The 24613-nt window shown below is 75.5% G+C and carries 25 protein-coding genes; 10 read left to right on the top strand and 15 right to left on the bottom strand.

Annotated features, from left to right (window positions below; all coding sequences use genetic code 11):
* Positions 1–85 precede the first annotated feature (85 nt).
* Genes C892_RS0101040 through C892_RS0101030 form a run of 3 tightly spaced genes read right to left on the bottom strand, consistent with a single transcriptional unit; the run spans position 86 to position 3339 of the window.
* Positions 86–1399 carry an ABC transporter substrate-binding protein gene (locus tag C892_RS0101040; protein ID WP_026124061.1) on the bottom strand — a complete coding sequence of 438 codons (1314 nt, stop codon included), beginning with the start codon at positions 1397–1399 and terminating at the stop codon, positions 86–88.
* Between the two features lie 28 nt (positions 1400–1427).
* Entirely contained in the window at positions 1428–2348 is a 921-nt protein-coding gene (locus tag C892_RS0101035) for a carbohydrate ABC transporter permease (RefSeq protein WP_017537428.1), read from the bottom strand.
* The gene (locus C892_RS0101030; protein ID WP_017555652.1) at positions 2338–3339 is read right to left on the bottom strand and encodes a carbohydrate ABC transporter permease; all 1002 of its coding nucleotides are present in this window, start codon (positions 3337–3339) and stop codon (positions 2338–2340) included. The genes C892_RS0101035 and C892_RS0101030 overlap by 11 nt, the downstream gene beginning before the upstream one ends.
* 298 nt (positions 3340–3637) lie before the next feature.
* Between C892_RS0101030 and C892_RS0101025 the strand changes: the two genes are divergently transcribed.
* The 5 genes from C892_RS0101025 to C892_RS0101005 all read left to right on the top strand — a co-directional run bounded on the left by C892_RS0101025 (position 3638) and on the right by C892_RS0101005 (position 9039).
* The gene (locus C892_RS0101025; protein ID WP_017537426.1) at positions 3638–4978 is read left to right on the top strand and encodes a Gfo/Idh/MocA family oxidoreductase; all 1341 of its coding nucleotides are present in this window, start codon (positions 3638–3640) and stop codon (positions 4976–4978) included.
* Entirely contained in the window at positions 4975–6120 is a 1146-nt protein-coding gene (locus C892_RS0101020; RefSeq protein ID WP_026124060.1) for a Gfo/Idh/MocA family protein, read from the top strand. Before C892_RS0101025 ends, C892_RS0101020 begins: the two co-directional genes overlap by 4 nt.
* Positions 6121–6128: 8 nt before the next feature.
* Positions 6129–6998 carry a DUF6807 domain-containing protein gene (locus tag C892_RS0101015; protein WP_017555650.1) on the top strand — a complete coding sequence of 290 codons (870 nt, stop codon included), beginning with the start codon at positions 6129–6131 and terminating at the stop codon, positions 6996–6998.
* Positions 6999–7033: 35 nt separating this feature from the next.
* Positions 7034–7915 (top strand): NAD-dependent epimerase/dehydratase family protein, encoded by an 882-nt coding sequence (locus tag C892_RS0101010; RefSeq protein ID WP_017555649.1) that lies wholly within the window; start codon positions 7034–7036, stop codon positions 7913–7915.
* A gap of 86 nt (positions 7916–8001) precedes the next feature.
* Positions 8002–9039, top strand: a complete 1038-nt coding sequence (locus tag C892_RS0101005) for a LacI family DNA-binding transcriptional regulator (RefSeq protein WP_017537422.1) — start codon at positions 8002–8004, stop codon at positions 9037–9039.
* Between the two features lie 16 nt (positions 9040–9055).
* On the opposite strand, the gene C892_RS0101000 is transcribed toward C892_RS0101005, so the two are convergent.
* From C892_RS0101000 to C892_RS0100965, 8 genes are all read right to left on the bottom strand, one after another.
* Complete coding sequence (locus C892_RS0101000) at positions 9056–10141, bottom strand: mandelate racemase/muconate lactonizing enzyme family protein (RefSeq protein WP_017555648.1); 1086 nt, start codon at positions 10139–10141, stop codon at positions 9056–9058.
* A gap of 5 nt (positions 10142–10146) precedes the next feature.
* Positions 10147–11052 (bottom strand): 5-dehydro-4-deoxyglucarate dehydratase, encoded by a 906-nt coding sequence (locus C892_RS0100995; RefSeq protein WP_017555647.1) that lies wholly within the window; start codon positions 11050–11052, stop codon positions 10147–10149.
* A gap of 37 nt (positions 11053–11089) precedes the next feature.
* Positions 11090–11917 (bottom strand): sugar phosphate isomerase/epimerase family protein, encoded by an 828-nt coding sequence (locus tag C892_RS0100990; RefSeq protein WP_017555646.1) that lies wholly within the window; start codon positions 11915–11917, stop codon positions 11090–11092.
* Positions 11914–13092: a dihydrodipicolinate synthase family protein gene (locus tag C892_RS0100985; protein ID WP_040685212.1), complete on the bottom strand. Its 1179-nt coding sequence runs from the start codon at positions 13090–13092 to the stop codon at positions 11914–11916. Before C892_RS0100985 ends, C892_RS0100990 begins: the two co-directional genes overlap by 4 nt.
* Positions 13089–14243, bottom strand: a complete 1155-nt coding sequence (locus C892_RS0100980) for a Gfo/Idh/MocA family protein (RefSeq protein WP_026124059.1) — start codon at positions 14241–14243, stop codon at positions 13089–13091. The genes C892_RS0100985 and C892_RS0100980 overlap by 4 nt, the downstream gene beginning before the upstream one ends.
* 853 nt (positions 14244–15096) lie before the next feature.
* A complete protein-coding gene (rpsR, locus tag C892_RS0100975; protein ID WP_017555643.1) occupies positions 15097–15345 on the bottom strand; it encodes a 30S ribosomal protein S18 in 249 nt (82 codons plus the stop codon).
* A gap of 31 nt (positions 15346–15376) precedes the next feature.
* Entirely contained in the window at positions 15377–16555 is a 1179-nt protein-coding gene (locus C892_RS0100970; RefSeq protein WP_017555642.1) for a CobW family GTP-binding protein, read from the bottom strand.
* A gap of 73 nt (positions 16556–16628) precedes the next feature.
* Positions 16629–16991 (bottom strand): VOC family protein, encoded by a 363-nt coding sequence (locus C892_RS0100965; protein ID WP_017555641.1) that lies wholly within the window; start codon positions 16989–16991, stop codon positions 16629–16631.
* A 586-nt stretch (positions 16992–17577) separates the two neighbouring features.
* On the opposite strand from C892_RS0100965, the gene C892_RS0100955 reads away from it, so the two are divergent.
* A complete protein-coding gene (locus tag C892_RS0100955; RefSeq protein ID WP_017555640.1) occupies positions 17578–18168 on the top strand; it encodes a snapalysin family zinc-dependent metalloprotease in 591 nt (196 codons plus the stop codon).
* A gap of 98 nt (positions 18169–18266) precedes the next feature.
* Here the strand turns inward: C892_RS0100955 and C892_RS0100950 are convergent, their stop codons facing one another.
* Positions 18267–18923 carry an HNH endonuclease family protein gene (locus tag C892_RS0100950; RefSeq protein WP_017555639.1) on the bottom strand — a complete coding sequence of 219 codons (657 nt, stop codon included), beginning with the start codon at positions 18921–18923 and terminating at the stop codon, positions 18267–18269.
* 222 nt (positions 18924–19145) lie between these two features.
* On the opposite strand from C892_RS0100950, the gene C892_RS0100945 reads away from it, so the two are divergent.
* Both C892_RS0100945 and C892_RS0100940 read left to right on the top strand, forming a co-directional pair.
* The gene (locus tag C892_RS0100945) at positions 19146–19652 is read left to right on the top strand and encodes a hypothetical protein (protein WP_017555638.1); all 507 of its coding nucleotides are present in this window, start codon (positions 19146–19148) and stop codon (positions 19650–19652) included.
* A gap of 323 nt (positions 19653–19975) precedes the next feature.
* A complete protein-coding gene (locus C892_RS0100940) occupies positions 19976–20599 on the top strand; it encodes a hypothetical protein (protein WP_017555637.1) in 624 nt (207 codons plus the stop codon).
* On the opposite strand, the gene C892_RS0100935 is transcribed toward C892_RS0100940, so the two are convergent.
* Together C892_RS0100935 and C892_RS0100930 are read right to left on the bottom strand one after the other, a co-directional pair.
* Entirely contained in the window at positions 20596–21003 is a 408-nt protein-coding gene (locus C892_RS0100935; protein ID WP_017555636.1) for a MerR family transcriptional regulator, read from the bottom strand. The two genes, C892_RS0100940 and C892_RS0100935, sit on opposite strands and share 4 nt — an antisense overlap.
* Positions 21004–21057: 54 nt before the next feature.
* Positions 21058–21525, bottom strand: coding sequence for a DUF6194 family protein (locus tag C892_RS0100930; protein WP_017555635.1), 468 nt, complete (start codon positions 21523–21525; stop codon positions 21058–21060).
* A 48-nt stretch (positions 21526–21573) separates the two neighbouring features.
* On the opposite strand from C892_RS0100930, the gene C892_RS0100925 reads away from it, so the two are divergent.
* Positions 21574–22344 carry a MerR family transcriptional regulator gene (locus C892_RS0100925; RefSeq protein WP_239647218.1) on the top strand — a complete coding sequence of 257 codons (771 nt, stop codon included), beginning with the start codon at positions 21574–21576 and terminating at the stop codon, positions 22342–22344.
* Positions 22345–22353: 9 nt separating this feature from the next.
* Here C892_RS0100925 and C892_RS0100920 read toward each other — a convergent pair whose 3' ends face one another.
* A complete protein-coding gene (locus C892_RS0100920; RefSeq protein WP_017555633.1) occupies positions 22354–23049 on the bottom strand; it encodes a CPBP family intramembrane glutamic endopeptidase in 696 nt (231 codons plus the stop codon).
* A gap of 151 nt (positions 23050–23200) precedes the next feature.
* On the opposite strand from C892_RS0100920, the gene C892_RS0100915 reads away from it, so the two are divergent.
* A complete protein-coding gene (locus tag C892_RS0100915) occupies positions 23201–24595 on the top strand; it encodes an AMP-binding protein (protein WP_017555632.1) in 1395 nt (464 codons plus the stop codon).
* Positions 24596–24613: the final 18 nt, after the last annotated feature.

Below are 24613 nucleotides of genomic sequence, written 5' to 3'. Positions count from 1 at the left end.
CGCCCCGCGGTCCGGCCGCTCCCGGCCACGCTCGGTCGCACGGCGGCGCGGGGCCCCGCACCCGGGCCCCGCGCCGCAGCATCGGCTACTGCTGTGTGGCCGCCTCGACCTCCTGGGTGAAGCGCTCGGCCGCCTCCTTAGGGGTGATCTCGCCGAACTGCACGTCGTCGGTGATGCGCTTGATGATCTCCACGACGTCGCCGGCGCCGATCGGCGGCGGGGGCGGGCCGTCCACGATGTCGGGCCGCAGGTCCTCGACGAACTCCGCCGAGCGGGCGTCGGCGTCGGTCAGCTCGTCCACGACGGCCCCGCGCACCTCGGTGTTGGCCGGCAGCCCGCGGTCGGCCAGGATCATCCGGCCCGCGTCGACGTCGTTGAGCAGGAAGTCGATGAAGGCGGCCGCCTCCTCCGGGTGCTCGGTGCCCGAGGAGGCCGAGTAGTACATGGCCGGCTTGAAGAACATGCCGGTGCGCTCGTTCCCGGTCTCGCCGGGGTAGCGCAGCAGCTCCACGTCGCCCTCGGCCGCGCCGGAGATGGCCGCCAGCTGGTTGCTCCAGAAGTGCGCCATCGCGCCGCGGCCGGTGGAGATGACCGACTGGTCGGGGCCGCCGGCCTCGATCTCCACGCTCTCCGAGGGGCTGGGCGTGGCGTCCTCCTCCTGCATCTGCGCGACCAGGCCGAACCAGTCCTCCAGGGTCTTCTGGCTGAAGCCCAGGGTGCCGTCCTCGGCGTAGAGCGACTCCCCCCGCTGGCGGGCGAAGATGTTGAAGGTGTTCTCGTTGTAGCCCATGCTCTGGGAGCCGGCGATCTCGCCGTCGGTGGCCTCGGTGACCTCCACCGCCGTCTCGATGTACTCCTCCCACGTCCAGTTCTCGTCGTCGGGCATCTCCACGCCCGCCTCCTCGAACATCGCGGGGTCGGCCATCACCGAGAACACGTTGATCCCGGTCGCCACGCCGAACTTCTCGCCGTCCACGTCGCCGGAGGAGGCGACCAGCTCGTCGACGCCGGAGGTGTCCAGCCCCTCCAGGGTGTTGAGGTCGGCCAGCGCGCCCCGGTCGGAGTACTCGCGCAGGAAGCGCTCCTCCATGGTGATCACGTCGGGCATGTCGCCTGCGGCGGTGCTGGTGGCGAGCTTGTCCCAGTACCCGTCCCAGCTGGTGTACTCGGCGGTGACGGTGATGCCGGGGTTCTTCTCCTCGAAGAGGTCGATGACCTCCTGGGTGGTCTCGTGCCGGTCGTCCGAGCCCCACCAGGAGAAGCGGAGCTCGACATCGCCGCCGCCAGCTCCTCCCCCGCCTCCGCATCCGGCGGCCAGCAGGGCCGCCGCGGCGGCGGTGGCGGGGACGGCGAGCATTCTGCGGGCGTGCGGGCGCGCGCCCCGGTGTGGTGCTGCCATGGGGGGTTCCCTTCGGAAATGGCGGGGACTATTTGATCCCGGTCGTGGCGACGCCCCGGACGAGGTAGCGCTGACCGGCGAGGAAGAACCCGAAGACCGGGCCGAGCGCGACGACCGACATCGCGAGCAGCGGCCCCCAGGAGGTCTGGGTGGTGGAGTCGACGAACGTGCGCAGCGCCACGGGCACCGTGTACATGTCCGGCGAGGTGAGGAAGATCAGCTGGGCGAAGAAGTCGTTCCACGTCCAGATGAAGGTGAAGATCGCGGTGGTGGCCAGCGCGGGCAGGCTCAGCGGCATGATGATGCGCCAGAAGATGCGCACGTGGCCGCAGCCGTCGATGCGCGCCGCCTCGTCCAGGTCGCGCGGCAGGCCGCGGATGAACTGCACCATCAGGAAGATGAAGAAGCCGTCGGTGGCCAGCAGCTTGGGCACGATCAGCGGCAGGAAGGTGTTGATCCAGCCCAGGTTGGAGAACAGGATGTACTGCGGCACGATCACCACGTGCACCGGCAGCATGATCGTCATGAGCATGACGGCGAAGAACAGCTTCTTGCCGAAGAACTCCAGCCGGGCGAAGGCGTAGGCCGCCATCGAGCAGCCGATCAGGTTGCCCACCACCGAGGCGCCCACCACGATGAGCGAGTTGACCACGTAGTGGTGGAAAGGGAATTCCAGCGCGGTCCAGCCCTCGCCGTAGTTCCCGGAGGTGAAGTCGGCGCCGGGCCACAGGCCCGGGTCGCGGAAGATGGCCTCGGTCGGTTTGAAGGAGCTGGCCAGCATCCACAGCAGCGGGTAGAGCATGACCAGGCCGAACAGGATGAGCCCGGCGTGGATGCCGAACCTGCGGATGCGGTCGCGCCGCTCGGCCGCCCGCCGGCGCTCTTCCCGCTCACGCTCGCGCTCGCTCGCGCCGGGGCGGGTGCGCGTGCCGATGTCGTCAATCGCCATAGAAGACCCAGTACTTGGACGCGAGGAAGTTCACCGCGGTGAACCCTCCGATGATCATGAGGAGGAGCCAGGCCATCGCCGAGGCGTAGCCCATGTCGAAGGAGCCGAACCCCTGCTGGTACAGGTAGAGCGTGTAGAACAGGGTCGAGTCCGATGGGCCCCCGGTGCCGCTGCTGACGATGAACGCCTGGGTGAAGGTCTGGAAGGCGTTGATCATCTGCAGCACGAGGTTGAAGAAGATGATCGGGGTGAGCAGGGGGACCGTGATCGAGAAGAAGCGGCGCGCCGGCCCGGCGCCGTCCACCTGGGCGGCCTCGTAGTACATGCGCGGGACCTGGCGCAGGCCGGCGAGGAAGATGACCATCGGCGCGCCGAAGGTCCACACGTTCAGCACGATCAGGGTGCCCAGCGCGTACTCGGGGTCCGAGACCCACCCGGGCAGGCTCGCGCTCATCCCCAGCAGGCCGCCGGCCGACTCCAGGACCTGGTTGATCAGGCCGTTGGCGCCGAAGATGCGGCGCCACAGGATGGCGACGGCGACGCTGCCGCCCAGCAGCGAGGGCAGGTAGTAGACCGAGCGGTACAGGGGCAGGCCGCGCACCCCGCGGTCCAGCACCATGGCCAGCGCCAGCGCCAGGGCGAGCTGGAGCGGGACCGAGATGAAGACGTATGTGAAGGTGACCGCCAGGGACTGGTGGAGGCGCGGGTCCTCCAGCATCCGGCGGTAGTTCTCCAGCCCGACCCACTCGGCGCCGCCGATGAGGGTGTAGTCGGTGAAGGAGAAGTACAGCGAGGCGATGATGGGGCCGATGGTGATCAGGCCCAGCCCCAGGAACCAGGGGGCGAGGAAGCCGTAGGCGGCGAGGTTCTCCCGGCGGCGCCGGGCGGCCGCCGCCCGGCTGCGGCCCCGGGGCGCCGCGGGCCCGCGCGGCCCCCGGGGGCCGCCGGCCTCCGATCCGGCCGCCGGGCGGTTGGACAGGACCGCGGTCACCGGCTCCCACCTCCCCGTCGCGGTGCGCGCCGGAATCGGCTTGCTGCGCTCATGTTTCGCGACCGCCAATCTCGTCGGTCCGGGACTCGGCCCGGCGGAACGTGGGCGAGGACACACCCCGCACAGGGGGCGAATGTCTTGGTAAGCGCTATCCATGGAATAGAATGATCCGTTTCTAGCACCGCGTTACAGGGGTGTCAACGGCGGATCACCCCCGACCTCCGCGACCGCGCGGTCCCCTCCCGACCTTCGGCGCCCCCTCTGGCCTCCGCATGGGAAAGCGTTTACCATCGAGGGCGTGAACTCCACCGCAGCGCAGCAGACGGCCCGGCGGTACGCCCTCGTCGGCACCGGGGCCCGGGCCCGGATGTACACCCGCGCACTCGCCACCACCCACGCCCACCAGGGGCGGCTCGTGGCGCTGTGCGACCCCAACCGCACCCGCATGGCGGTGCACAACGCGATCCTGGCCGATGCCGGGGCCGAGGAGGCGGCGACCTACGCCCCCGCCGACTTCGCCCGGATGCTCGCCGCCGAGGCGGTCGACGAGGTCATCGTGTGCACCGTGGACCGGCTGCACGCCGACTACGTGGTCGCCGCCCTGGAAGCCGGGTGCGACGCGATCACCGAGAAGCCGATGACCGCCGACCTGGAGGGCTGCCGGCGCATCGCCGAGGCCCGCCGGGCCACCGGGCGCCGGGTCACCGTCGGCTTCAACTACCGCTACAACCCCGTCCACCGGCAGGTGCACCGGATGCTCGGCGAGGGGGTGATCGGCGAGATCGGCTCGGTGCACTTCGAGTGGCTGCTGGACCTGCGCCACGGCGCCGACTACTTCCGCCGCTGGCACCGCGACAAGCGGCAGTCCGGAGGGCTGCTGGTGCACAAGTCCTCGCACCACTTCGACCTGGTCAACTGGTGGACCGGGGCGCGGCCCGAGGAGGTGTTCGCCTGGGGCGGGCTCTTCTTCTACGGCCAGGAGAACGGCCGGCGGCACGGGCTGGCCGGCGGCTACGAGCGCGGGCACCGCGCGCCCGAGGCCCAGGCCGACCCCTTCGCCCTGCACATGTCCGACAGTCCGGACCTGACCGCGCTCTACCTGGACGCCGAGCACGAGGACGGCTACCGGCGCGACCTGAACGTCTTCGGCCCGGGCATCACCATCGAGGACGACATGTCGGTGATGGTGCGCTACTCCACCGGCGCGCGCCTGACCTACCACCTGGCGGCCTACTCCCCCTGGGAGGGCTACCGGGTCGCCTTCACCGGCAGCCGCGGCCGCCTGGAGCTGGACGTGACCGAGGTGCCGTTCACCCCGCCGCCCGGGCACGCCGCGGCCCCGGTGCGCGGGATGCCCGCCCCCAAGGAGCACACCGTGTCCCGCCTGGTGCTCCGGCGGCACTGGCGCGAGCCCGAGGAGATCCCGGTGGAGGTGGGCGAGGGCCCACACGGCGGCGGCGACGTGCGCATGCTGGACGCGCTGTTCGGCGGGGCCGACGACGGGATCCGGCCGGACGAGGCCGACGGCGCCCGCGCGCTGCTCACCGGCCTGGCGGCCAACGCCTCGATGGCCTCGGGGGCACCGGCGCGCGTGGCCGACCTGCTGCCGGCCGGGACCGCCGCGGGCGGGCGGCCATGAGCCCGGTCCCGGTGGTGCTGGCCGGCGCCAACGGGCACGGCCGCTCGCACCTGCGCAACCTGCGCCGGCTGAGCGAGGCGGGCCGGGTGCGGCTGGTGGGGGTGTGCGAGCGGGCGCAGGTCGCCGACGGCGCGATGGACGGGCTGGGCCCGGTGCCGGTCTCCGGGGACCTGGGCGAGCTGATCGAGCGCACCGGCGCCCGTGCGGCCGTGCTCGCCACCCCCATCCACACGCACCTGCCGCTGGCCCGCACCGCGCTGGAGCGCGGGGTCCACGTCCTGCTGGAGAAGCCGCCCGCGCCCAGCGCCGCCGAGTTCGAGGCGCTGTGCTCCGCCGCCGGCGCGGCAGAGGCGGCCTGCCAGATCGGGTTCCAGAGCCTGGGGTCGGCCGCCGTGGGGGCGGTGCGCTCGCTGGTCGCCGACGGGGCCGTCGGCGAGGTGCGCGGCATCGGCGCCGCGGGCACCTGGGTGCGGACCTCGGCCTACTACGCCCGCGCGGACTGGGCGGGCCGCCGACGGCTCGACGGGCGCGACGTGGTGGACGGGGCGCTGACCAACCCGTTCGCGCACGCGGTGGCCACCGCACTGGCGGTGGCCGGGGCCGACCGGCACGTGCCCGGCGCCGTGGAGACCGAACTGTTCCACGCCCACCCCATCGAGAGCGACGACACCTCCTGCCTGCGCCTGCACACCCCGCAGGGGGTGCCGGTGGCGGTGGCGGTCACGCTCTGCGCCGAGCGGGCGCGCGACCCGTTCGTCGTGGTGCACGGCTCGCGCGGGCGGATCGTGCTGGAGTACACGCGCGACCGGGTGGTGCTGCAGCGCGGCGGCGGGCGGCCACAGGTGCGCGTGCACCCGCGCACCGACCTGCTGGAGAACCTGCTCGACCACGCGGCGGGCGGGGCCCGTCTGCTCGTTCCCCCCGAGGCCGCGGCCGGGTTCATGGGGGTGCTGGAGGCGGTGCGCACCGCCCCCGACCCCCGGCCGGTCCCCGAGGGGGAGCAGCGGCGGGAGGCGACCGAGGAGGGCCTGCGGCGCGTGGTGCGGGACGTGGACCGGGCGGTCCTGGCCTGCGCCGAGCGGACGGCCCTGTTCTCCGAGATCGGCGCGCCCTGGGCCGCCGGAAGGGACGGACGACAGTGAGCGCACCGATGGACGGGCGGCCCGTGCCGGCGCTGCACGTGGCGGGGGTGCCGGTGGCCGAGCTGCGGACGGGGCGGGAGGTGGCCGCGGAGCTGTCGCCGCGGCCCTTCCTGCACCCGGTGCGCACCCTGGGCGGCACCCCGGTGACCGAAGTGTTCCCCGAGGACCACCGGCACCACCTGGGCGCCGGGGTGAGCGTGGCCGACGTCGACGGCTCCAGCTTCTGGGGCGGGCGCACCTTCACCCGGGACCGGGGGTCGGTGCTGCTGGACAACCACGGCCGCCAGGAGCACGTGCGCTGGTGGGCCCAGGAGCCGGACCGGCGGGTGCAGGAGCTGGTGTGGACCGGCCCGGACGGCGCGGAACTGCTGCGCGAGGAGCGCACGGTGGCGGCCGCGCCGGCGGCGGAGGGGGCGTGGGTGCTGCGGATGCACACGCGCCTGCGCAACACCGCCGGCCGGGAGCTGGCCATCGGCAGCCCGGCGACCAACGGGCGGCCGGGCGCGGGGTACGGGGGCCTCTTCTGGCGGGCGCCGATCGCCGGGACGGCGGCCGCGTGCTTCGGCGCCGAGACCGGGGGCGAGGCCGAGCTGCACGGGTCCCGGGCGGGGTGGGTGGCGCTGTCGGGCACCGCGCCCGCCGGGGGGCCGTGGACGCTGGTGTTCGCGCAGACGGGGGCCGAGCGGGACCCCTGGTTCATCCGGGCCGCCGAGTACCCGGGCGTGGGCACGTCGCTGGCCTGGGACGAGGTGCTCCGCGTCGCCGACGGGGGCGTGGTGGAGCGCGGCTGGGCGGTCGCGGTGGCCGACGGGAACCTGTCCCGCGGGGAGGCGGCCGGTCTGGCCGCGGCCCTGCCTCCCCTGCCTCCCCTGCCGTGACTGTCGTGACGACCGTGAAAGGCGGTACGCGGAAGATGCGCGTGTTGGTGACCGGCGGCTCAGGGCGCCTGGGGCGCAGTGTCGTCGAGGTGTTCGCCCGGCGCGGCCACGACGTGACGTCGGTGGACGCCTCCCCGGGGCCGGAGCGGCCCGGGGTCGCCTTCCGGCGGGTCGACCTGCTGGACGACGCGGCGCGGGCCCAGGTGTTCGCCGAGGTCCGGCCCGAGGCGGTGGCCCACCTGGCGGGCATCGCCGTGCCGCACGCCCGGCCGGGGGCCGAGACGGTGGCGGTCAACGCCCGGCTGGCCTGGGGCGTGCTCGACGACGCCCGCGCGCACGGGGCCCGGTCGGTCGCGGCCGCCTCCTCGCCCACGGTGTTCGGGTACGGGTCGGCGGAGTGGACCCCCGAGCGGCTGCCGCTGGACGAGGAGCACCCGGTGGCGCCAGTGCACGCCTACGGGCTGAGCAAGCTGGTGATCGAGGAGGCGGTGCGCACCCTGGCCCGGTCCGGCCGGGGGTGCGTGTTCGCCGCGGTACGGCCGGGCTATGTGATCGCCCCGGAGGAGTGGGAGGGGGCCCTCACCCAGCAGGGGCACACCGTCTCCGAGCGGCTGGACCGCCCGGAGCTGGCGGCGGCGTCGCTGTTCAACTACGTCGACGCGCGCGACGCCGCCGAGCTGTTCGCGCTGGTCGCCGAGGACGCCTCGGGGGCGGCGCACGGCCGGGTGCTGCACGCCGTGGCCGGGGACCCGATGGCCCGCGGCCCGCTGTCGGAGCTGCTGCCGCGGTTCCACCCGGGAACGGCACAGGCGGCGGCCGCGCTGGCCCCCGGACAGGGGGCCTTCTCCAGCCGGGAGGCGCGGCGCCTGCTGGGCTGGACCCCCCGACGCACGTGGCGGAGCGAGCTACGATCCTAGGAGGCCGCGGAAAATGTTTTCCCCGCCCGGTGCCGGGCGGGGCGGGCGGCGATCGTTCGCGAACCGGGGGCGGAGGGGACACCGCAGTGCAGACCGAGAGCACGGGGAACGTCACGTTGGAGCAGGTCGCCCACCATGCGGGGGTGTCGCTGGCGACCGCCTCGCGGGTCCTGAACGGCAGCACGCGCCAGGTGGGCGAGAAGCTGCGCAAGCGGGTGGTGGCCAGCGCCGGCGAGCTGGGGTACCTGCCCAACGCCTCGGCGCAGGCGCTGGCCCGCAACTCCAGCTCGCTGGTGGGGCTGATCGTGCACGACATCGCCGACCCCTACTTCTCCAGCATCGCCTCGGGGGTGACCGGGGGCGCCGAGGAGGAGGGGCTGGTGGTGGTGCTGGGCACCACGGGGCGGACCCCGCACCGCGAGACCGAGCTCCTGGCCACGCTGCGGGCGCACCGGGCCCGGGCGGTGGTGCTGGCCGGGACGCGGACCGTGGACGAGGCGGGGAACCGGAACCTGGCCCGGGAGATCGAGCGGTTCACCGCCCAGGGCGGGCGGGTGGCGTGCGTGTCGCAGGGCGGGCTGCCGGCCGACACGGTGGTCCCGGCCAACCGCGAGGGCGCGGCGGACCTGGCGCGGCGGCTGATCGCGATGGGGCACCGGCGCTTCGCGGTGCTGGCGGGGCCGCCGGACCTGCGCACGGCCCGCGACCGCCTGGACGGGTTCCACGGGGCGCTGTCGGAGGCGGGGATCGAGCCCGCCTACCACGACGTGGTGCACGGGGCGTTCACCCGCGACGGGGGGTACGCCTCCACCGAGCGCCTGCTGGCGGCGGGCACGGAGGCCACGTGCCTGTTCGCGGTCAACGACGTGATGGCCACCGGCGCGATCGCGGCGCTGCGCGACGCGGGCCTGCGGGTGCCCGACGACCTGTCGGTGGCCGGGTTCGACGACATCCCCACCCTGCGCGACCTCATCCCGGCGCTGACCACGGTGCGGCTGCCCCTGGAGTGGATGGGCCGGGAGGCGGCCCGCCTGGCCCTGGCCGAGGACCCGGCCCCGGAGCCCCGGAGGGTCCCGGTCAGCGCCGAGGTCGTGGTCCGCGACAGCACCGCCCCGCCGGCCTGAGCCCGACCTGCCGCCCCTACCCCTGGGGCAGGGGCGGCAGGTCGGTGCGGAAGGCCAGGCCGTGGCCGGGCCCGGTGTCGGCGGTGGCGGTGCCCTCTTCCACGCGCACCCCGCTGGGGCGCTCCAGCGCGCCCAGGTCCTCCAGCCAGGCGCGGTCGATGTCCTCGACCATGGCCGCGCGCGGCACGCACAGCGCCAGCTGGGCCGACAGCTCCGGCAGCAGGTGCGGGGCGACGGGGACCGAGGCGTCGGCCGCGGCGCGGGCGATGCGCAGGAACGGGGTGATCCCGCCGACCCGCACCGCGTTGGGCTGGGCCACGTCGCACACCCCGGCCGCCAGCGCCCGGGCGAACGCCCGCTCGGTGCGCAGGTTCTCCCCCATCGCGAACGGCAGCGCGGTGCGGGTGCGCAGCCGGGCGTGGGCAGCCAGGTCGTCGGCGGGCAGCGGCTCCTCGATGAACGCCGGCGCGTGGCGCTCCAGCCCGGCCAGGGCCCGCACCGCGGCGGGCAGATCCCAGCGCTGGTTGGCGTCGACCATGAGCACCGCCTGCGGCCCGACGGCCTCGCGCACCGCCGCCACCCGGTCGGCGTCGCGGTCCGGGTCCGCCGAGCCCACCTTGATCTTGTAGGCCCGGTGCCCGGCCGCCTTCCAGCGCCGTACCTGGTCGAGCAGCTCCTCGCGGGGGTAGTCGAGGTTGACCCCGCTGGCGTAGGCGGGCACGGCGTCGCGGCGCCGCCCGATCAGCTCGGTCAGTGCCACCCCGGCGGCCCGGGCCCGCAGGTCCCACAGGGCGATGTCCACGGCGGCCATGGCCATGGCGCTGACCCCGCCCGTGCCGGCGTCGGCCAGGCGGGCGCGCAGGCCGTCCCAGCGGGGGCCGGGGTCGGGCGCCAGGCCCGCCACGGCCGGGGCGCACTCGTCGCGCACCAGGGCCAGCACCGCGCCGGCCCCCGCGCCGGGGGTCCAGGCGAACCCGGTCCCGGTGTCGCCGGTGTCGGCGACCGCCTCCACCACGACCAGGTCGTTCTTGGCCACGCCCCCGTCCCAGGCCCGGTGCAGGGGCAGCCGGTGGGCGCGGGCGGTGAGGGCCTCGATGCGCACCGGCCTCACTCCCCTTCGACCGCGCGCAGGCCGGCGTCGAGGATGTCGGCCAGCACGGCCTCCTCCTCGCGGGTCAGGTCGGTCAGCGGCGGGCGCACCGCCCCCGCGGCTCCGCCGCGCAGCCGCACCCCCGCCTTGACCATGGCGACCGCGTACCCGGGGGCGCGGTCGCGCAGCGCCACCAGGGGCTCGTAGAACACCTCCAGCAGCCGGTCGGCCAGCGGGTCGCCGGCGTGCGCGGCCCGGTAGAAGGCGGTGGCCACCTCGGGGGCGAAGGCGAAGGCCGCCGAGGAGTACAGCGGGACGCCGACCGCCTTGTAGGGGGCGAAGGTGAGCTCGGCGGTGGGCAGCCCGTTGAAGAACGCGAAGTCCTCCCCCCGCTCGGCGCGCACCGCCTGCACGATGCGGCGCATCCGCCCCAGGTCGCCCACGCCGTCCTTGATGCCGTCCACGCCGGGGATGCGGGCGAGTTCGGCGGCGGTGTCCGGGGTGAGCACCATGTTCGCCCGCTGGTAGGCGATGACCGGGACGCCGGAGGCCGCGGCGACCGCGCGCACGTACTCCACCAGCCCCCGCTGGGAGGCGCCCACCAGGTAGGGCGGGAGCAGCAGGACCGCGTCGGCGCCCAGGTCGCCGGCGGCCGCGGCCTGCTCGCAGGCGGTGCGCACGCTCCCGCCGGCGCCGGTCACGACGGGGACCCGGCCGCCGACCGCCTCCACGGCGCGGGCGGTGACGCGGGCGTGCTCGTCCCGGCCGAGGGCGTGGAACTCCCCGGTGCCGCAGGCGGCGAACACGCCCCCGGGCCCGTGCGCCGTGCCGTCGCGGACGTGCCGGTCGAGCGCCTCCTCGTCCAGGGCGCCCTTGTCGTCGAAGGGGGTGACGGGGAAGAACAGGATGCCGTCGAACTGCATTGCGGATGCCTTCCTGTGTCGGGAGGGGCGTGGGGGGTCAGACCACGTGGGCGAGGTGGCGGCGGACGGTCTCGGCGACGACCGCGTCGGGGTCGGTGTCCCACACCCGCTCGTTGAAGATCTCGACCTCGATGTCGCCGGTGTACCCGGCGCGGTCCACGCTGCGGCGCAGGCCGCGCACGTCGGCGTGGCCGTCGCCGACCATGCCGCGGCCCAGCAGGGTGTCGGCGGGAAGCGGCACCACCCAGTCGCAGACCTGGTAGGAGGCGATGCGGGTGCCCGCCCGCGCGATCTGGGCGTGCACCTCGGGGTCCCACCACACGTGGTAGGCGTCGACGGTGACCCCGGCGGCGCCCTCGGGCAGCCGCTCGGCGAGGTCGAGGGCCTGGCGCAGGGTGGACAGCACCGAGCGGTCGGCGCAGAACACCGGGTGCAGCGGCTCCAGGGCCAGCCGCACCCCGCGCTCCAGGGCGTGGGGGGCGAGCTCGGCCAGGGCCTCGGCGACGCGCTCGCGCGCCCCGGCCAGGTCGCGGCCGCCCTCGGGCAGCCCGCCGGCGACGATCACCAGGCAGGGGGCGCCGACCTCGGCGGCCTCGTCGAGGGCGCGCCGGTTGTCGTCGAGGGCCTCGGCCCGGCCGCGGCCGGTGAAGAAGCCCGACCGGCAGTAGGAGGAGACGCGCAGCCCGGCGTCGCGCACCGCCTTGGCCGCGGCGGCCGTGCCGGCCTCGGCGACGGTCTCGCGCCACAGCCCGATGGCGGGCACCCCGGCCCGGGCGCAGGCGTCGGCCGCCTGGGCGGTGCCGAGCCGCTTGAGGGTGGCCTGGTTGATGGACAGCCGCTCCAGGCGCGGGTCGCCGCCGCTCATCGGCCCACCCCCGCCACGTCCAGCAGGCGGCGCATCCGGTCGGCGGCCCGCCCGGGGTCGGTGAGCACCCCGGCCCGGTCGGCCAGCCGGAAGGCGGTGCACAGGTGCGGCAGGTCGCGCGCGCTCTGCGCCCCGCCGACCATGGTGAACCCGGGCTGGTGCCCGTTGAGCCAGGCCAGGAAGGCGATCCCGGTCTTGTAGTGGTAGGTCGGCGCGCTGAACAGGTGCCGGGCGAGCGGGACCGTGGGCTCCATCAGCGCGCGGTAGCGGCCGGTGTCGCCGCGGTCGAGGGCGCGCAGCGCCTCGGCCGCCGCGGGGGCAATGGCGGCGAACACGCCGAGCAGGGCGTGGGAGTGGCCCTCGGCGTCGCCGAGGACCAGGCCGGGGTAGTCGAAGTCGTCGCCGGTGTAGAGCAGCACGCCCTCGGGGAGCATGCGGCGCAGGCGCACCTCCAGCCCGGCGTCGAGCAGGGAGACCTTGATGCCGTCGATGCGGTCGGCGTGCTCGGCGATCAGGGCGGCGACGTGCTCCAGGGCGTCCGCCGGGTCGTCGGCGCCCCAGTACCCGGCCAGGGCCGGGTCGAAGGCGGTGCCCAGCCAGTGCAGCACGACCGGGCAGGAGGCCTGGGCGAGCACCCGGCGGTACACCTCGGCGTAGTCGCGGGGGCCGTCGGCCAGGGCCGCCAGCGCGCGGCTGGCCATGACCACGGGGCGGGCCCCGGCCTTCTGGACCGTCTCCAGCTGCTCGGTGTAGGCGCGCACGACCGCGTCGGTCCCGGTCCACTCGGCGGGGTCGAGCTGGTCGGTGCCGGCGCCGCAGACCAGGGCGGCGCCGCGGGAGCGCGCCTCGGCGCCGGTGCGGCCGATCAGCTCGGCGGTGGCGGCCCAGTCCAGGCCCATGCCGCGCTGGGCGGTGTCCATCGCGTCGGCCACGCCCAACCCGGTGTCCCACAGGTGGTGGCGGAAGGCCAGGGTGGCGTCCCAGTCCAGGCGGGCCGGGGCGCCCGGGGCGTTGCCGGCCACCGGGTCGGCGGCGACGTGGGCGGCGGCGTAGGCGCGCCGCGACCGCGGGGGCTCCCCGCCGGCGGCCGCGGCCGGCGCGGCCTGCAGGCGGTAGGACATCAGGCGCCCGTCGGCGCCCGGCATGGTCAGGGAAGGGCTTTCCGAATCCGTCATGCCTGGTCCTCCCAGTCCAGTTCGACGCGGGTCCCGGTGGCGTCGGAGTGCAGTCCGGCCTCGGCGAAGCGCAGGCCGCGCGCGCCGGAGGCGAAGTCGTAGCCGAAGGGCTCGCCGGTGGCCAGGTGGCGCAGGAACTCCTCCCACTGGGCGCGGAACCCGTTGGGGAACTCCCGGTTGTCGGGGACGCGCTGCCACTGGGAGCGGTAGTCGGCCAGGTCCGGGGCGTCGGGGTCCCACACCGCCTTGGGGGTGGCGGTCCGGTGCTGCACCCGGCACTCGCGCAGGCCCGCCACGGCACTGCCGTGGGTGCCGTCGACCTGGAACTCCACCAGCTCGTCGCGGTCGACGCGCACCGCCCAGGAGGAGTTGAACTGGGCGAGGACGCCGCCCTCCAGCTCGAAGACGCCGTAGGCGGCGTCGTCGGCGGTGGCCGCGTACGGCTCGCCGTGCTCGTCGCGGCGCTCGGGGATGTGCGTGGCGGTGCGCACGGTGACCGCCCGCACCCGCCCGAAGAGGTTCTCCAGGATGTAGTGCCAGTGCGGGAACATGTCGAGCACGATGCCACCGCCGTCCTCGGCGCGGTAGTTCCAGCTGGGCCGCTGGCCGGGCTGCCAGCCGCCCTCGAAGACCCAGTAGCCGAACTCGGCGCGCACCGACAGGATCCGGCCGAAGAAGCCGGAGTCGACCAGGCGCCGCAGCTTGAGCAGGCCGGGCAGGAAGAGCTTGTCCTGCACCACCCCGTTGCAGGCCCCGGAGGCCTGGGCCAGCTTGGCCAGGTCGCGGGCGGCCGCGTGGGTGGAGGCGACCGGCTTCTCGGCGTAGACGTGCTTTCCGGCGGTGAGCGCGGAGCGCACGGCCGCCTCCCGGGCGCTGGTGATCTGGGCGTCGAAGTAGACCTCGACCCCGGGGTCGGACAGCACCGCGTCCAGGTCGGTGGACCAGCGCTCGATGCCGTGCCGCCGCGCGATCTCGCCGACGCGCCGCTCGGAGCGGCCGACCAGGTAGGGCTCGGGCAGCACCCGGCCGCCCCCGGGCAGCTCCACCCCGCCGGCCTCCCGAATCGCCAGCACCGAGCGGACCAGGTGCTGGCGGTAGCCCATCCGCCCGGTCACGCCGTTCATCGCCACGCCGACAACGCGATCAGTCATGTGTTCTCCCGCCGTTGGTCGTCTCCCGCGCACGATCGGCCGGGGCCTCGTCCCCGGCACCTCCGCGAGAAAGCGCTTTCCAACGTACGCCACCGGCCCACCTCCGCGCCAGTGCCGGACCGCGACGGGCCCTGGGGCGCGCGCGGGCCGCGCCCGCCCTGCGGCGGAACGGGCCTCCCCCGCACCCCGCACTGTTCTCCGAACACCCGGGGAGCGGAAAGCGCTCACCAAGCCAGGTTCCCCAGGAGGCCCGGACGGCGGCACCGAGCGCAGGTCCCGGGCCCCGCTGAGGACCGCCGTGGGCCAGGAGAACCCGCGCTGCGCGGCCGCGGTGTCCACCGGGAGGCCCACGAAGTCCTCCCCGTCCCGGGCGGGGTCGCGGGCGACGGCCGACGCCGTGTCCAGGGGCAGCCCGTCGGGCTCCAGGCCGTCCAGCTCCCGGTGCCAGATCCGGGCGACCAGGTCGAACTCCATCACGAAGGGCGCACCGCGGCCGGTCTCGCGCCGGGACAGGCCCACGCCCCGGTGCTCGGCCATGACGGTGTCGAAGCCGCGCCGGGCGGCGCGGCGGCGCAGTCCGCGGTAGGGCAGCACCGAGGCGAGCCCGGGGCCGCCGGGCACCGCGAGCAGGGGCGTGCCGCCCGGCGCCCCCTCGCGGACGTAGGCCAGGTCGAACTCCCCGTACGCGCCCGTGTCGGGCACCACCGGCCGGCGGACGGCACGGACTCCGGGCATGCGGCGCAGTGTCCGGGCCTGGCGGGTCTGGGCGTTCATGGCCCCATCCTGCCGGGGCCGGGGCGCCGGGCGGGGCACGCAGCGCCCGCGGCCGGTGACCGCAACCGGCCGCGCCCGGTCAGCGGCGCCCGGGGCGGGCGCGGTCCCGGTCGGGGTAGGGCAGCAGGGCCGTTTCCCGGGCGTTCTCGATCGCGGCGGCGAGGAGGCGCTGCTCGCGGGCGGTCACCCCGGTGACCCTGCGGCTGCGGATCTTGCCGCGGTCGGAGATGAACCTCCGCAGCAGGTCGGTGTCCTTGTAGTCGATGTACTCCACGTCCGCGAGCGGGTTCGGCTTGCGGCGCGGGCGCTCGGATCGGCGCGGTTCCATGGTCGGTCCTCGGGGTCGGGTGATCGGTCGGTCAGGGAGCGGTCGCGATGATCGCGTCGAAGGGGTCCTCGGTGCCGTCCTCGCGGCGGTACCCCGCGGCCAGCTCCTCGTCGGTGAGCAGGCAGGAGTCGAGGACCTCGGTGAGCCGGCGGGTGTCCAGGCCGACGCCGGTGAAGGTCAGGCACTGGCAGCGGTCCCCGTGCTCGGTGCACCAGTCCAGGGCGGCCGCGGCCCTGCGCTGCTCGGAGACCATCTCCCAGGCCGCGTCGGGCAGCGCGGCCAGCCAGGGGCCGTGCGACTCCACCGCCAGCGCGGCGCCGGCGGCGTCCCAGGCGAGCATCGTGTCGGGGTGGCTGGCCAGCCAGAACCGGCCCCGGCTGCGCAGCGCGGCGGGGACGAGGTCGTCCAGCGCCCGGTGGAGCCGTTCGGGGTGCAGCGGGCGCGAGCGCCGCCAGGTGAGGGTGCGCACCTCCCCGGCCTCGCAGTGGTCGGGCGGCTGGACCGCGGCCGGGTCCTGCCGGGCCGCCGCGGCCGCCGCGTCGAAGCCGCCCTCGGCCACGGCGCTGAGCGCCTCCCGTTCCGGGGGCACGACCAGGGCGGCCGGGTTGAGCTGGAGCAGCACCGCCGAACAGCGCTCGCGCTCGGCGGCCGGGACGTCGCCGTCGAGCACCAGGCAGGTGGGGTACTCCACCTGCCGGGCCAGGACCTCGGCGACGGTGCGCTCGTCCTCCCCGGCCACGGCCAGCCCCCGCTCGTCGACCTCCTCGGCGGTGGCCAGGTCGGCGATGAGCCGGTCGGCGTCGACGGCGGTGGCCACCCCCGCCAGGTGCAGCCACCCGGTGACGGGGCGGTCGTCGACGAGGGTGGCGGTCAGCGCCTCGGCGACCGACCGCGGGTCGACGCCGTCCCAGGCCTCGACCACGTACAGGCGGTGCTCACCGCGCTCGGCCAGCCCGCACAGCAGCGGGACCAGGTCCACGCGCAGGGTGCAGGACATGCAGGAGTGGACCAGGTCGACTCTGGCGCGCTCGACGGTCCCCCAGCGGTCGCGGAGCACCCGGTGGACCTCTCCGGAGCCGATCCGGCCCAGGTCGTGGTGGACGGCGAGCGCGCCGGGCTCGGCCTCCAGCAGGCGGTCGACGGCGCGCCTGCGGGCCTCGGCGTGCAGCCCGGCGACCAGGACGACCCGCGCGGGCAGGGCCTGTTTCATCTCGGTGGACCTCGCCTTCCCGTAGATTTGAAAACGATAATCGTTATCGTACTACAGGACGGCGGGCCCCCGGTCAGTACCCCTCGGGGGCCGGCCCGGCCAGGACGAAGGCGTTGCCGTCGGGGTCGGTGAAGGCCGCCTGCCGCCCCCAGGGGTGGTCCCCCGGCTCCTCGACGGGCACCCCCGCCGCCGCCAGGCGCGCGCAGTCGCCGTCCACGTCGTCGCTCTCCAGGACGATGCCGTGCCCGCACCCCTGCTCGGCGACCGACAGCGCGAACCCGGTCCGCGCCCCGGGCGGGGCGACCTCCAGGTGGCGCACCGGCCCCACGGTCCGGTCGGCGACCACGGTGAAGCCCAGCACCTCGACGTAGAAGTCCCTGGCCCGGTCGAGGTCGACGACCGGCAGTGTCACGGTCCTCGCGTGTGTGATGCCCATACCGGAATGGTCGAAAGGAACCGCGCCGAACGCCAGCGGGACACACCGGGCCGTTGACAAGGGGGCGCCCACCGCTGATCCTCACTCTTGAGAGGGAGGTGACTTTTCCATGGGTGGATGCTCGTGCGGTCACGGCTCTTCGTGCTCCTGCGCGGCCGGCTGCTCCTGCGGCTGCAACGGATGAACGGACGTCCCCTGACCCCGTGACCCCTGTGTCCTGAACCGTCGTGACGCGCCTCCCCGCCCGGACCCCGGGCCGGGAGGCGCCGGTGTGCGGAGCCGCCGCCCCGGACGCGCCCGCCCCCGCTCCGGTGTGCCTGTCCGCTCGCCGCGGCCGCCGATCGGGGATGGACGACGGCGGGCGGGGGCCGGGCCGGGCGCGCACCTCCCGAGGGGCGGCGGCCCGCCTTCCACGCTCGCAGCGCGCGGGCGCAGGTCAAGAACGGACCGCCCGGATGCCCGGATCCGGCCGGGCCCGTCACGCGCGGAACATGTGCGAACACCCCTTGTAGCGCGCGATGGGCGGACTTAGACTCACCCGAGCCCCACAAGGGCGGACGCTCCCCCACCCGCAAGGAGTCCCCCCATGACGCGACGGGTATCCCCGCTCACTCTCGTCATCGCCGCCACCGTCGCCCTGATCGGCGGCGGCGCGGTCGCCGCCCCGGCGGCCGCCTTCCCCGCACCCGCGCCCGGCTCCGACACCGCGGCGCAGCAGACCACCCTCTACTACGACGACAGCCGCGCCGCGGAGTTCCGCGACGCGGTGGAGGCCGGCGCCGCCGAATGGAACGCCGCCGTCGACAACGTCGAACTGGTGCGCGCCCCGGCCGGGCGCCGCGCCGAGATCACCGTCGTGGCCACGGACGGCTGGCCGATGGCGACCCTGGGGCCGGTGCGGCCCGGCGGGTCGGCCACCATCTGGTTCGGGCGCCAGGCCGTGTGGCAGGGCCACGACGAGGTGCGCATCGCCGCCCACGAGCTCGGGCACAGCCTGGGCCTGCCGGACGTCAAGCCGGGGCCGTGCTCGTCCCTGATGTCCGGCTCCACGGGCGGGGTGGGCTGCACCAACGCCGCCCCGAACGCCCAGGAGAGGTCCCGGGTCGAGCAGCTGTACGGCGGCGGGGCCGCCGGTGCCGCTCCGGCCGCCGGCACGCTGGTGGTCGACGGGCCCTAGGAACGGCCCCCGGCCCGGCGGGGCCGCCGTCCGCCCAGGGGCGGGCGGCGGCCCCCTTCCGTTTTCCGTGCGCGTGGGTCCGTGGACGTGGGACCGGGTCAGCAGGCGCGGTCGAGCATGCCCCTCAGGGCGTCCTTCTCGTCCCGGTCGACGGTCAGGGCGTAGCGGTGCTTGGACTCGATCCAGGACGCGGCGTAGGCGCAGTGCACGGCCGAGCGGGAGGGCTGCCAGTCGGAGGGGTCCTGGTCGCTCTTGGCCCGGTTGCTGGAGGCCGAGACCGCCCACAGCAGGGGGCCTTCGACGTTGTTGGCGAAGGAGCGGCGCTTGGCCGAGGACCAGGTGTCCGCGCCGGACCGCCAGGCCTCGGCCAGCGGCACCATGTGGTCGATGTCGAAGTCGGAGGGGTCGGTGGTGCCCGCGCCGTCGTAGGCGCTGGACCAGGTGCCCGACACGGCCCGGCAGGCGCCGTCGGTCTCCACGCCGGTGCCGTCGCGGCGCAGCACGTACTCGCGGGCGTTGCAGTTGCCCTCCACGCCCTCCCAGTGGGGGAACAGGGAGCGGTCGTAGGGGGAGGAGGCGCCCTCGGGGCGGACGGTCAGGCCGTCGAGCCGGCTGCGGGCCTCGGACTCGGTGGGGATGCCGGGCGGCAGCGACGCGGCGGCGGCCGGGACGGCGGGGAGCAGGGCGGCAGCGGCGGCAGCGGCCAGGGCCGCGGCGGCGGTGCCGAGAACACGCCGGGGGCTTCGGTGCGGCATGGGGCTCCGTCTCCTCGGGTAGCGGGGTCGGTCGTCGGCGCCTTGCGGCGCTTCGACCCTCTCCCGGAGAGGCGAGCCCGGCAATGACCCGGGGTGAACCGCCGGTGACGCGTGTCGGTCGTCCACAGGAGGCCGATCCGCCCGCCCGCCGGAGGGCGGCGGCGGCAGGCTGGACGCACCGGCCGGGAATGGGTCCCGGGCCGGGAAGGAGGTGGCGGCGGCATGCGGACGGCACGGGGTACGGTGCGCACGGGGACGGCGGTGCTCGCCGTTCTGACGGCGGCCCTGGCGGGCCCCGGCCCCGAAGGGGGAAGGGTGGACGGATTCACCATCGGACACGTGCCCGCGGCGCTGGCCCAGGGCGCGGAGGTCGAGGCGTCGGAGACCTCCTATGAGTGGGGAGGGGCGCGGTTCACCGCCCGCATGTGGGAGCGGGCGCTGCCCGGAGGCGGCTTCCGAGTGGAACTGCAGGTCCTGGTGGTGCGCGGGGAGGCGCTGTCGGACCTGCGCGAGGTGCGAGCGTTCCTGTCCGAGTACCACGGGCACCCGTGGGCCGTGGGCGATCTGGAGGAGTTCGACCACGGTGGTGCGCCGGGGTACATGGGCACGCTGGAGGCGTTCTGGCTCCATGAGCCGGGCGTGGCCGTAGAGGTGCGCGACAGCGCCGGGGTACTGGGCCCCGGGGAGCTCAGGAGAACGGCATTGGGCGTGCGACCGGCCGACGGCTGAGGGGGCGCTGGGGCCCGTCACCGGGCCTTGCGCCAGAGCCCTCGTCGCTCCGCACGGATCAGCGGACCACGCCCCTCCGCCCCGAGGCCCCTGCCTCCCGGCTTCCGGAAAGCCCGGTACTGAGTTCGCCGAAAGTCGCGTGGAGCCGTGCGGAGCAGACCCTGCCTCCGGTTCATCGGCGGGCCGACCGCCCTACGAGCGGGCTCTTCGCGCCCCTTAACGGCTTCCGAAGGCCGGCGGCAGAAGCGCCGCGCTATTGCGGCGGCGCGGGGGCGAGGTCACGATGGCGGCGACGCCCCCACCCCCTCGCCTCCGGAGCCCCCGTGAAGCTCTATGCCGACCGGCCTGCGCGCCGTTGCCTGCAGTTCCTCGCCGACCTCCTCGCCCTGCTGTGGATCGTGCTCTGGGTCAGGGCCGCGTTCGCCCTGCACGACGCCGTCGCCGCCGCCGGGGCCTCGGGCACGACGATCGCCGGTGTCGGCGACGCGGTCGACGAGCGGATGGCCGAGGCGGCCGAGGCCGCACGCGGCGTGCCCCTGGCCGGCGATGCCCTGGCCGCGCCCCTGAACGGGGTCGGCGATGCGGGGGCCTCGCTCGGGGACGCGGGCCGCTCCCTCCACGAGTCCGTCGCGTCCTCGGCGCTGGTGCTCGGCTGGATGACCGCCCTGCTGCCCGTCATCGTGGCGCTGGGGACCTGGCTGCCGGCCCGGCTGCGCTGGATCCGCCAGGCCTCGGCGGCCCGGGACGCCGGGAAGCTGTCCGGCCCCGCCCGTGAGCGGGTGCTGGCCCTGCGGGCGCTGGCGTCGGTGTCCCCCGCCCGCCTGGCCGCGGTCCACGAGGACCCGGTGCAGGCGTGGCACACCGACGACAGGGCGGCGGTGCAGGCCCTCGCCGGTCTGGAGCTCCGCCGCCTGGGCCTGCGTCCGCCGCGCCCGCCGAAGGCCTAGGGACGGGCGCGCTCCCCCGGCTCGCCGGGAGGCGGCGCGCCGTCGTCCACGTCGATCTTCGTCTGGACGAAGCGCCGCGCCTTGGCCACGCACTCCTCCTGCACCCGCAGGCGGTCGAGGTGCTCGACCATGATCCGGCGCCGCTCCTCCGCCGTCGCCTCGCCCTGGCGGGCGAGCCGCGTGTAGCGGACTATCTCGCGCACCGGCATCCCGGTGTCGCGCAGGACGAGCACGGTCTCCAACCAGTGCAGGGCGTCCCGGTCGTAGCGCCGCCTGCCGTCGCCGTCCCTGGGGACCGGGCCGATCAGCCCGATCCGCTCGTAGTAGCGCAGTGTGTCGGCCGTGAGCCCCGTATGGAGGGCGGCCTCGGTGATGGACAGTCCGTCGGTGTCGACAACAGCCATGCCGGTCAATCTACGCCTCTTCCGCCGCGGAGAGGAGTCCCGGTCCCCCGGTCGTCACCGGTCCCCGGTCGCCGCCCGCCGGTCGGCACGGCGCCGGGCGGCCTCGTGGGCGCGGCGGACCAGTCCGATCGCCTCGGAGGCCGTCCGTTCGCCCGGATCGACCACCGCGATCCACCCCAGGGCTCCATAGACCGGGTGCGGGAAGAAGGCGTCGGGGACGGTGCAGTCGTACGACTCCTCCGGCAGGCCCGGCTCCCGCCCGAGGAGCTCGGTGAAGGCGGCCGCGCCGACGTGGACGTTGAGCCGCCACCGCCCCTGCGGGTCGAGGCCGGAGCGGGTGTCGTCCGGGTAGTCCTTGGTGACGATGGTGGCGTAGGGCTGCTCCCGCTGCGGCACCCGGCCGTCGGGGGCGTAGTAGAAGAAGTGGTCGCCCCACGCGAGCTCGGGAAAGCCGCTCCCCTCGGTGGGCGCGAGTTCCAGCACGCCGTCGAGGGCGCGCGCTGCTTCGAGGATCCGCTGCATGCTCATACTTGAAGTGTGGACGTGAAGTGCTTATGGAGGGTTGGGCTTATGGAGGGTTGGGGGCCCATGGAGGGGCGGCGCACGGACGAACGGCTCGGCACGGCGGACGTCGCCGCGGCCACCGGCTACTCCGTCCAGCAGGTCCGCGACCTGGAGGCCCGGGGCGTCATCGCCCCGGCGCACCGCGCGGCCAACGGCTACCGCCGCTTCTCCGCCCTGCACGTGCGCGATCTGAGCGCCTACCGCGACCTGGCCGCGGCGGTGGGCCCGGTCCCGGCGCGCCGCACCATGCGCGTGATCCGCACCGCGCCGCGCGATGAGGCCGCCGCCCTGGTCGGCTCCCTGCACGCCGGCCTGGTCCGGGAGCGCGAGGAGGCCCTGGCCGCCCGGGACGCCCTGCTCGCCATCCGCGCCGAGGCCGGCTCCGAGGCCGCTTCCGAGGCCGGGCCTCCCGAGCGGGACGCGATGACGATCACCGAGCTCTCCGGCGCCCTGGGGGTCCGCGCCTCCACCCTCCGGTTCTGGGAGAGGTCCGGGCTCCTCGCGCCCGAGCGGGTCGCCACCCGGGCGGGCTCCGCCCGCCGCTACCCCCTCGGGGCGATCCGCGAGGCCCGCATCGTCGCGGCCCTGCGCTCGGCCGGGTACCGGATCCCCGACGTGCGGCGGGCGGTCGCGGCCCTGCGCGGCCTGCACGGAGCGGAGGAACCGCTGGACGCCCTGGAGGCCCGGGTCGGCGCGATCGCCGAACGCACCCTGGCCCTGCTCCGCGCGGGGACCGTGCTCGGCGCGATCATCGGAGAGGGGACGCGGCGCGGGTGAGGCGCCGGGTCAGGACAGCATCACGTACACCGGCAGAGCGGAGTTGTTGACGGCGTGCACGACCACGCCGGGCCACACCGATCCGCTGCGGCGCATCAGCTCGGCGCAGACGAGGCCGACGATCAGGGCCGAGGGCAGGACGAAGTTGACGCCGTGGTACACCGCGAAGAGCACCGAGCCGGCCACGACGCCGACGACCGGCCCGTAGCGCAGCAGCGCGTTGGTCACGACCCCGCGGAAGAGGAGCTCCTCCCCGATCGGGGTGAGCACGGCGAGGAACAGGAAGGTCAGCACCAAGGGCAGCACGCCGCCGCCGGCGGCGTCGTGGAACACCCCCTGGGGATCGGTCTCCCCGAAATCGGTCAGGGCCACGATCACGGAGTTCACCACGGTCTTGGCGCCCAGGACGAACAGGCCCGCCGCGACGCCCGCGGCCATCCAGCGCCACGAGGTGCGCCGCACGCCGAAAGCGGCCCAGGAGCGGATGCGGACCGCCGCGGCGGCGGCGAAGCCCGCGATCCCCGCCACCCCCGACCATGCGGTGACGGCCAGCCCGTAGGCCAGGGAGTCCGGGTCCAGCGGGCCGCCGAGCGGGCCGAGGAGGAGCAGGACGACGGTGGCGGCGACCATGGCGAGCAGGCCCACCGCGATCTCGGGCCACCCGGGGCGCCGGTGTGCAGGTGCGTCGATCTGTTTCGAGGTCATGACGGGATTCCATCGGTGATCGCACGGATCCGGCAGTGGCCGCGCGTCATCTCCGCACCGTGACGCGGCGTCACCCTTGCCTCCGTGGCAGGCTGGGTGGCGCACCTGCCGCAGCGGGAACCGGCCCGCGGGCGCCATGAGGAGGTACGCGATGCTGCTGGGCGGCGCCGACCCGGGGCGCACCGACGTCCCCGCCGTGCGCGTGGGCGAGGAGGCCCTCGACCGCGCCGCGCTCTGGGAGGCCGCGTCGGCGTTCGCCGCGCGCGTCGCGGGCGCGCCCGCGGTCGCCGTGCACGGGCAGGCCTGCCTGTCCACCGTCGTCGCGGTCGTCGGCGGCGTCCTGGCCGGCGTCCCCGTCGTGCCGGTCCCGGCCGACGCGGGCACCGGGGAGCGCCGGCACATCCTCGCCGACTCCAAGGCCGCGCTGTGGGCCGGTCCCCCGCTCGAGGGGGTCGCGGTGCCCCGGGTCCCCGCGCACCCCTTCGACCGCGCCCCCGCCGGTGTCCGGCTTCCCGATCCCGGACCGGACGAGACGGCGCTGATCATGTACACCTCCGGCACCACCGGCCCGCCCAAGGGCGTGCTGCTGCCGCGCCGCGCCGTCGCCGCCGGCCTGGACGGCCTGGCCGAGGCCTGGGGGTGGACCGGCGACGACGTGCTGGTGCACGGCCTGCCCCTGTTCCACGTGCACGGCCTGGTGCTCGGCCTGTTCGGGGCGCTGCGCACCGGCAGCCCGCTCGTGCACACGGTGCGCCCGCGCCCGCAGGCCTACGCGGCGGCCGCACAGGCGGGGGGCACGCTCTTCTTCGGGGTGCCGACCGTGTGGTCGCGCATCGCCCGCGAGAGCGGCGCCGCCCGGGCGCTGGGGTCGGCGCGGCTGCTGGTGTCGGGCAGCGCGGGGCTGCCCGCGGGCGTGGCCCAGGCGGTGCAGGCGGCGGCCGGGCAGGCGCCCATCGAGCGCTACGGCATGACCGAGACCCTGATCACCCTGGCGGCGCGCGCGGACGAGCCGGTCAGGACCGGCTGGGTCGGCCGCCCGATCGCCGGGGTGCAGGCGCGGCTGCGCGGCGAGGACGGCGGCCCGGTCCCGGCCGACGGCGGCAGCATCGGCGCACTGGAGGTGCGCGGCGCGACGCTGTTCGACGGCTACCTGGGCCTGCCCGAGGCCACGGAGGAGGCGTGGACCCCGGACGGGTGGTTCGCGACCGGGGACGCGGCGGCGGTGGACGCGGACGGCCGGTACCGGGTCGTGGGGCGCACCTCGGTGGACCTGATCAAGAGCGGCGGGTACCGGATCGGCGCCGGAGAGGTCGAGGCGGCCCTGCTGGACCACCCTGCGGTGCGCGAGGCGGCGGTGGTCGGCGAGCCCGACGACGACCTGGGGCAGCGGATCGTGGCCTACCTGGTCGGCGAGGGCATCGACGAGCAGGACGTGATCGGTTTCGTCGCCGGCCGCCTCTCGGTCCACAAGCGGCCCCGGCAGGTGCGCGTGGTCGGGGCGCTCCCCCGCAACGCGATGGGCAAGGTGCAGAAGTCCCTGCTGTGAGGGGCGGCGGCTCAGTCG

The sequence above is a fragment of the Nocardiopsis baichengensis YIM 90130 genome, from assembly GCF_000341205.1.
Lineage (GTDB): Bacteria > Actinomycetota > Actinomycetes > Streptosporangiales > Streptosporangiaceae > Nocardiopsis_A > Nocardiopsis_A halophila.
This window is presented reverse-complemented; position numbering and strand designations above follow the sequence as displayed.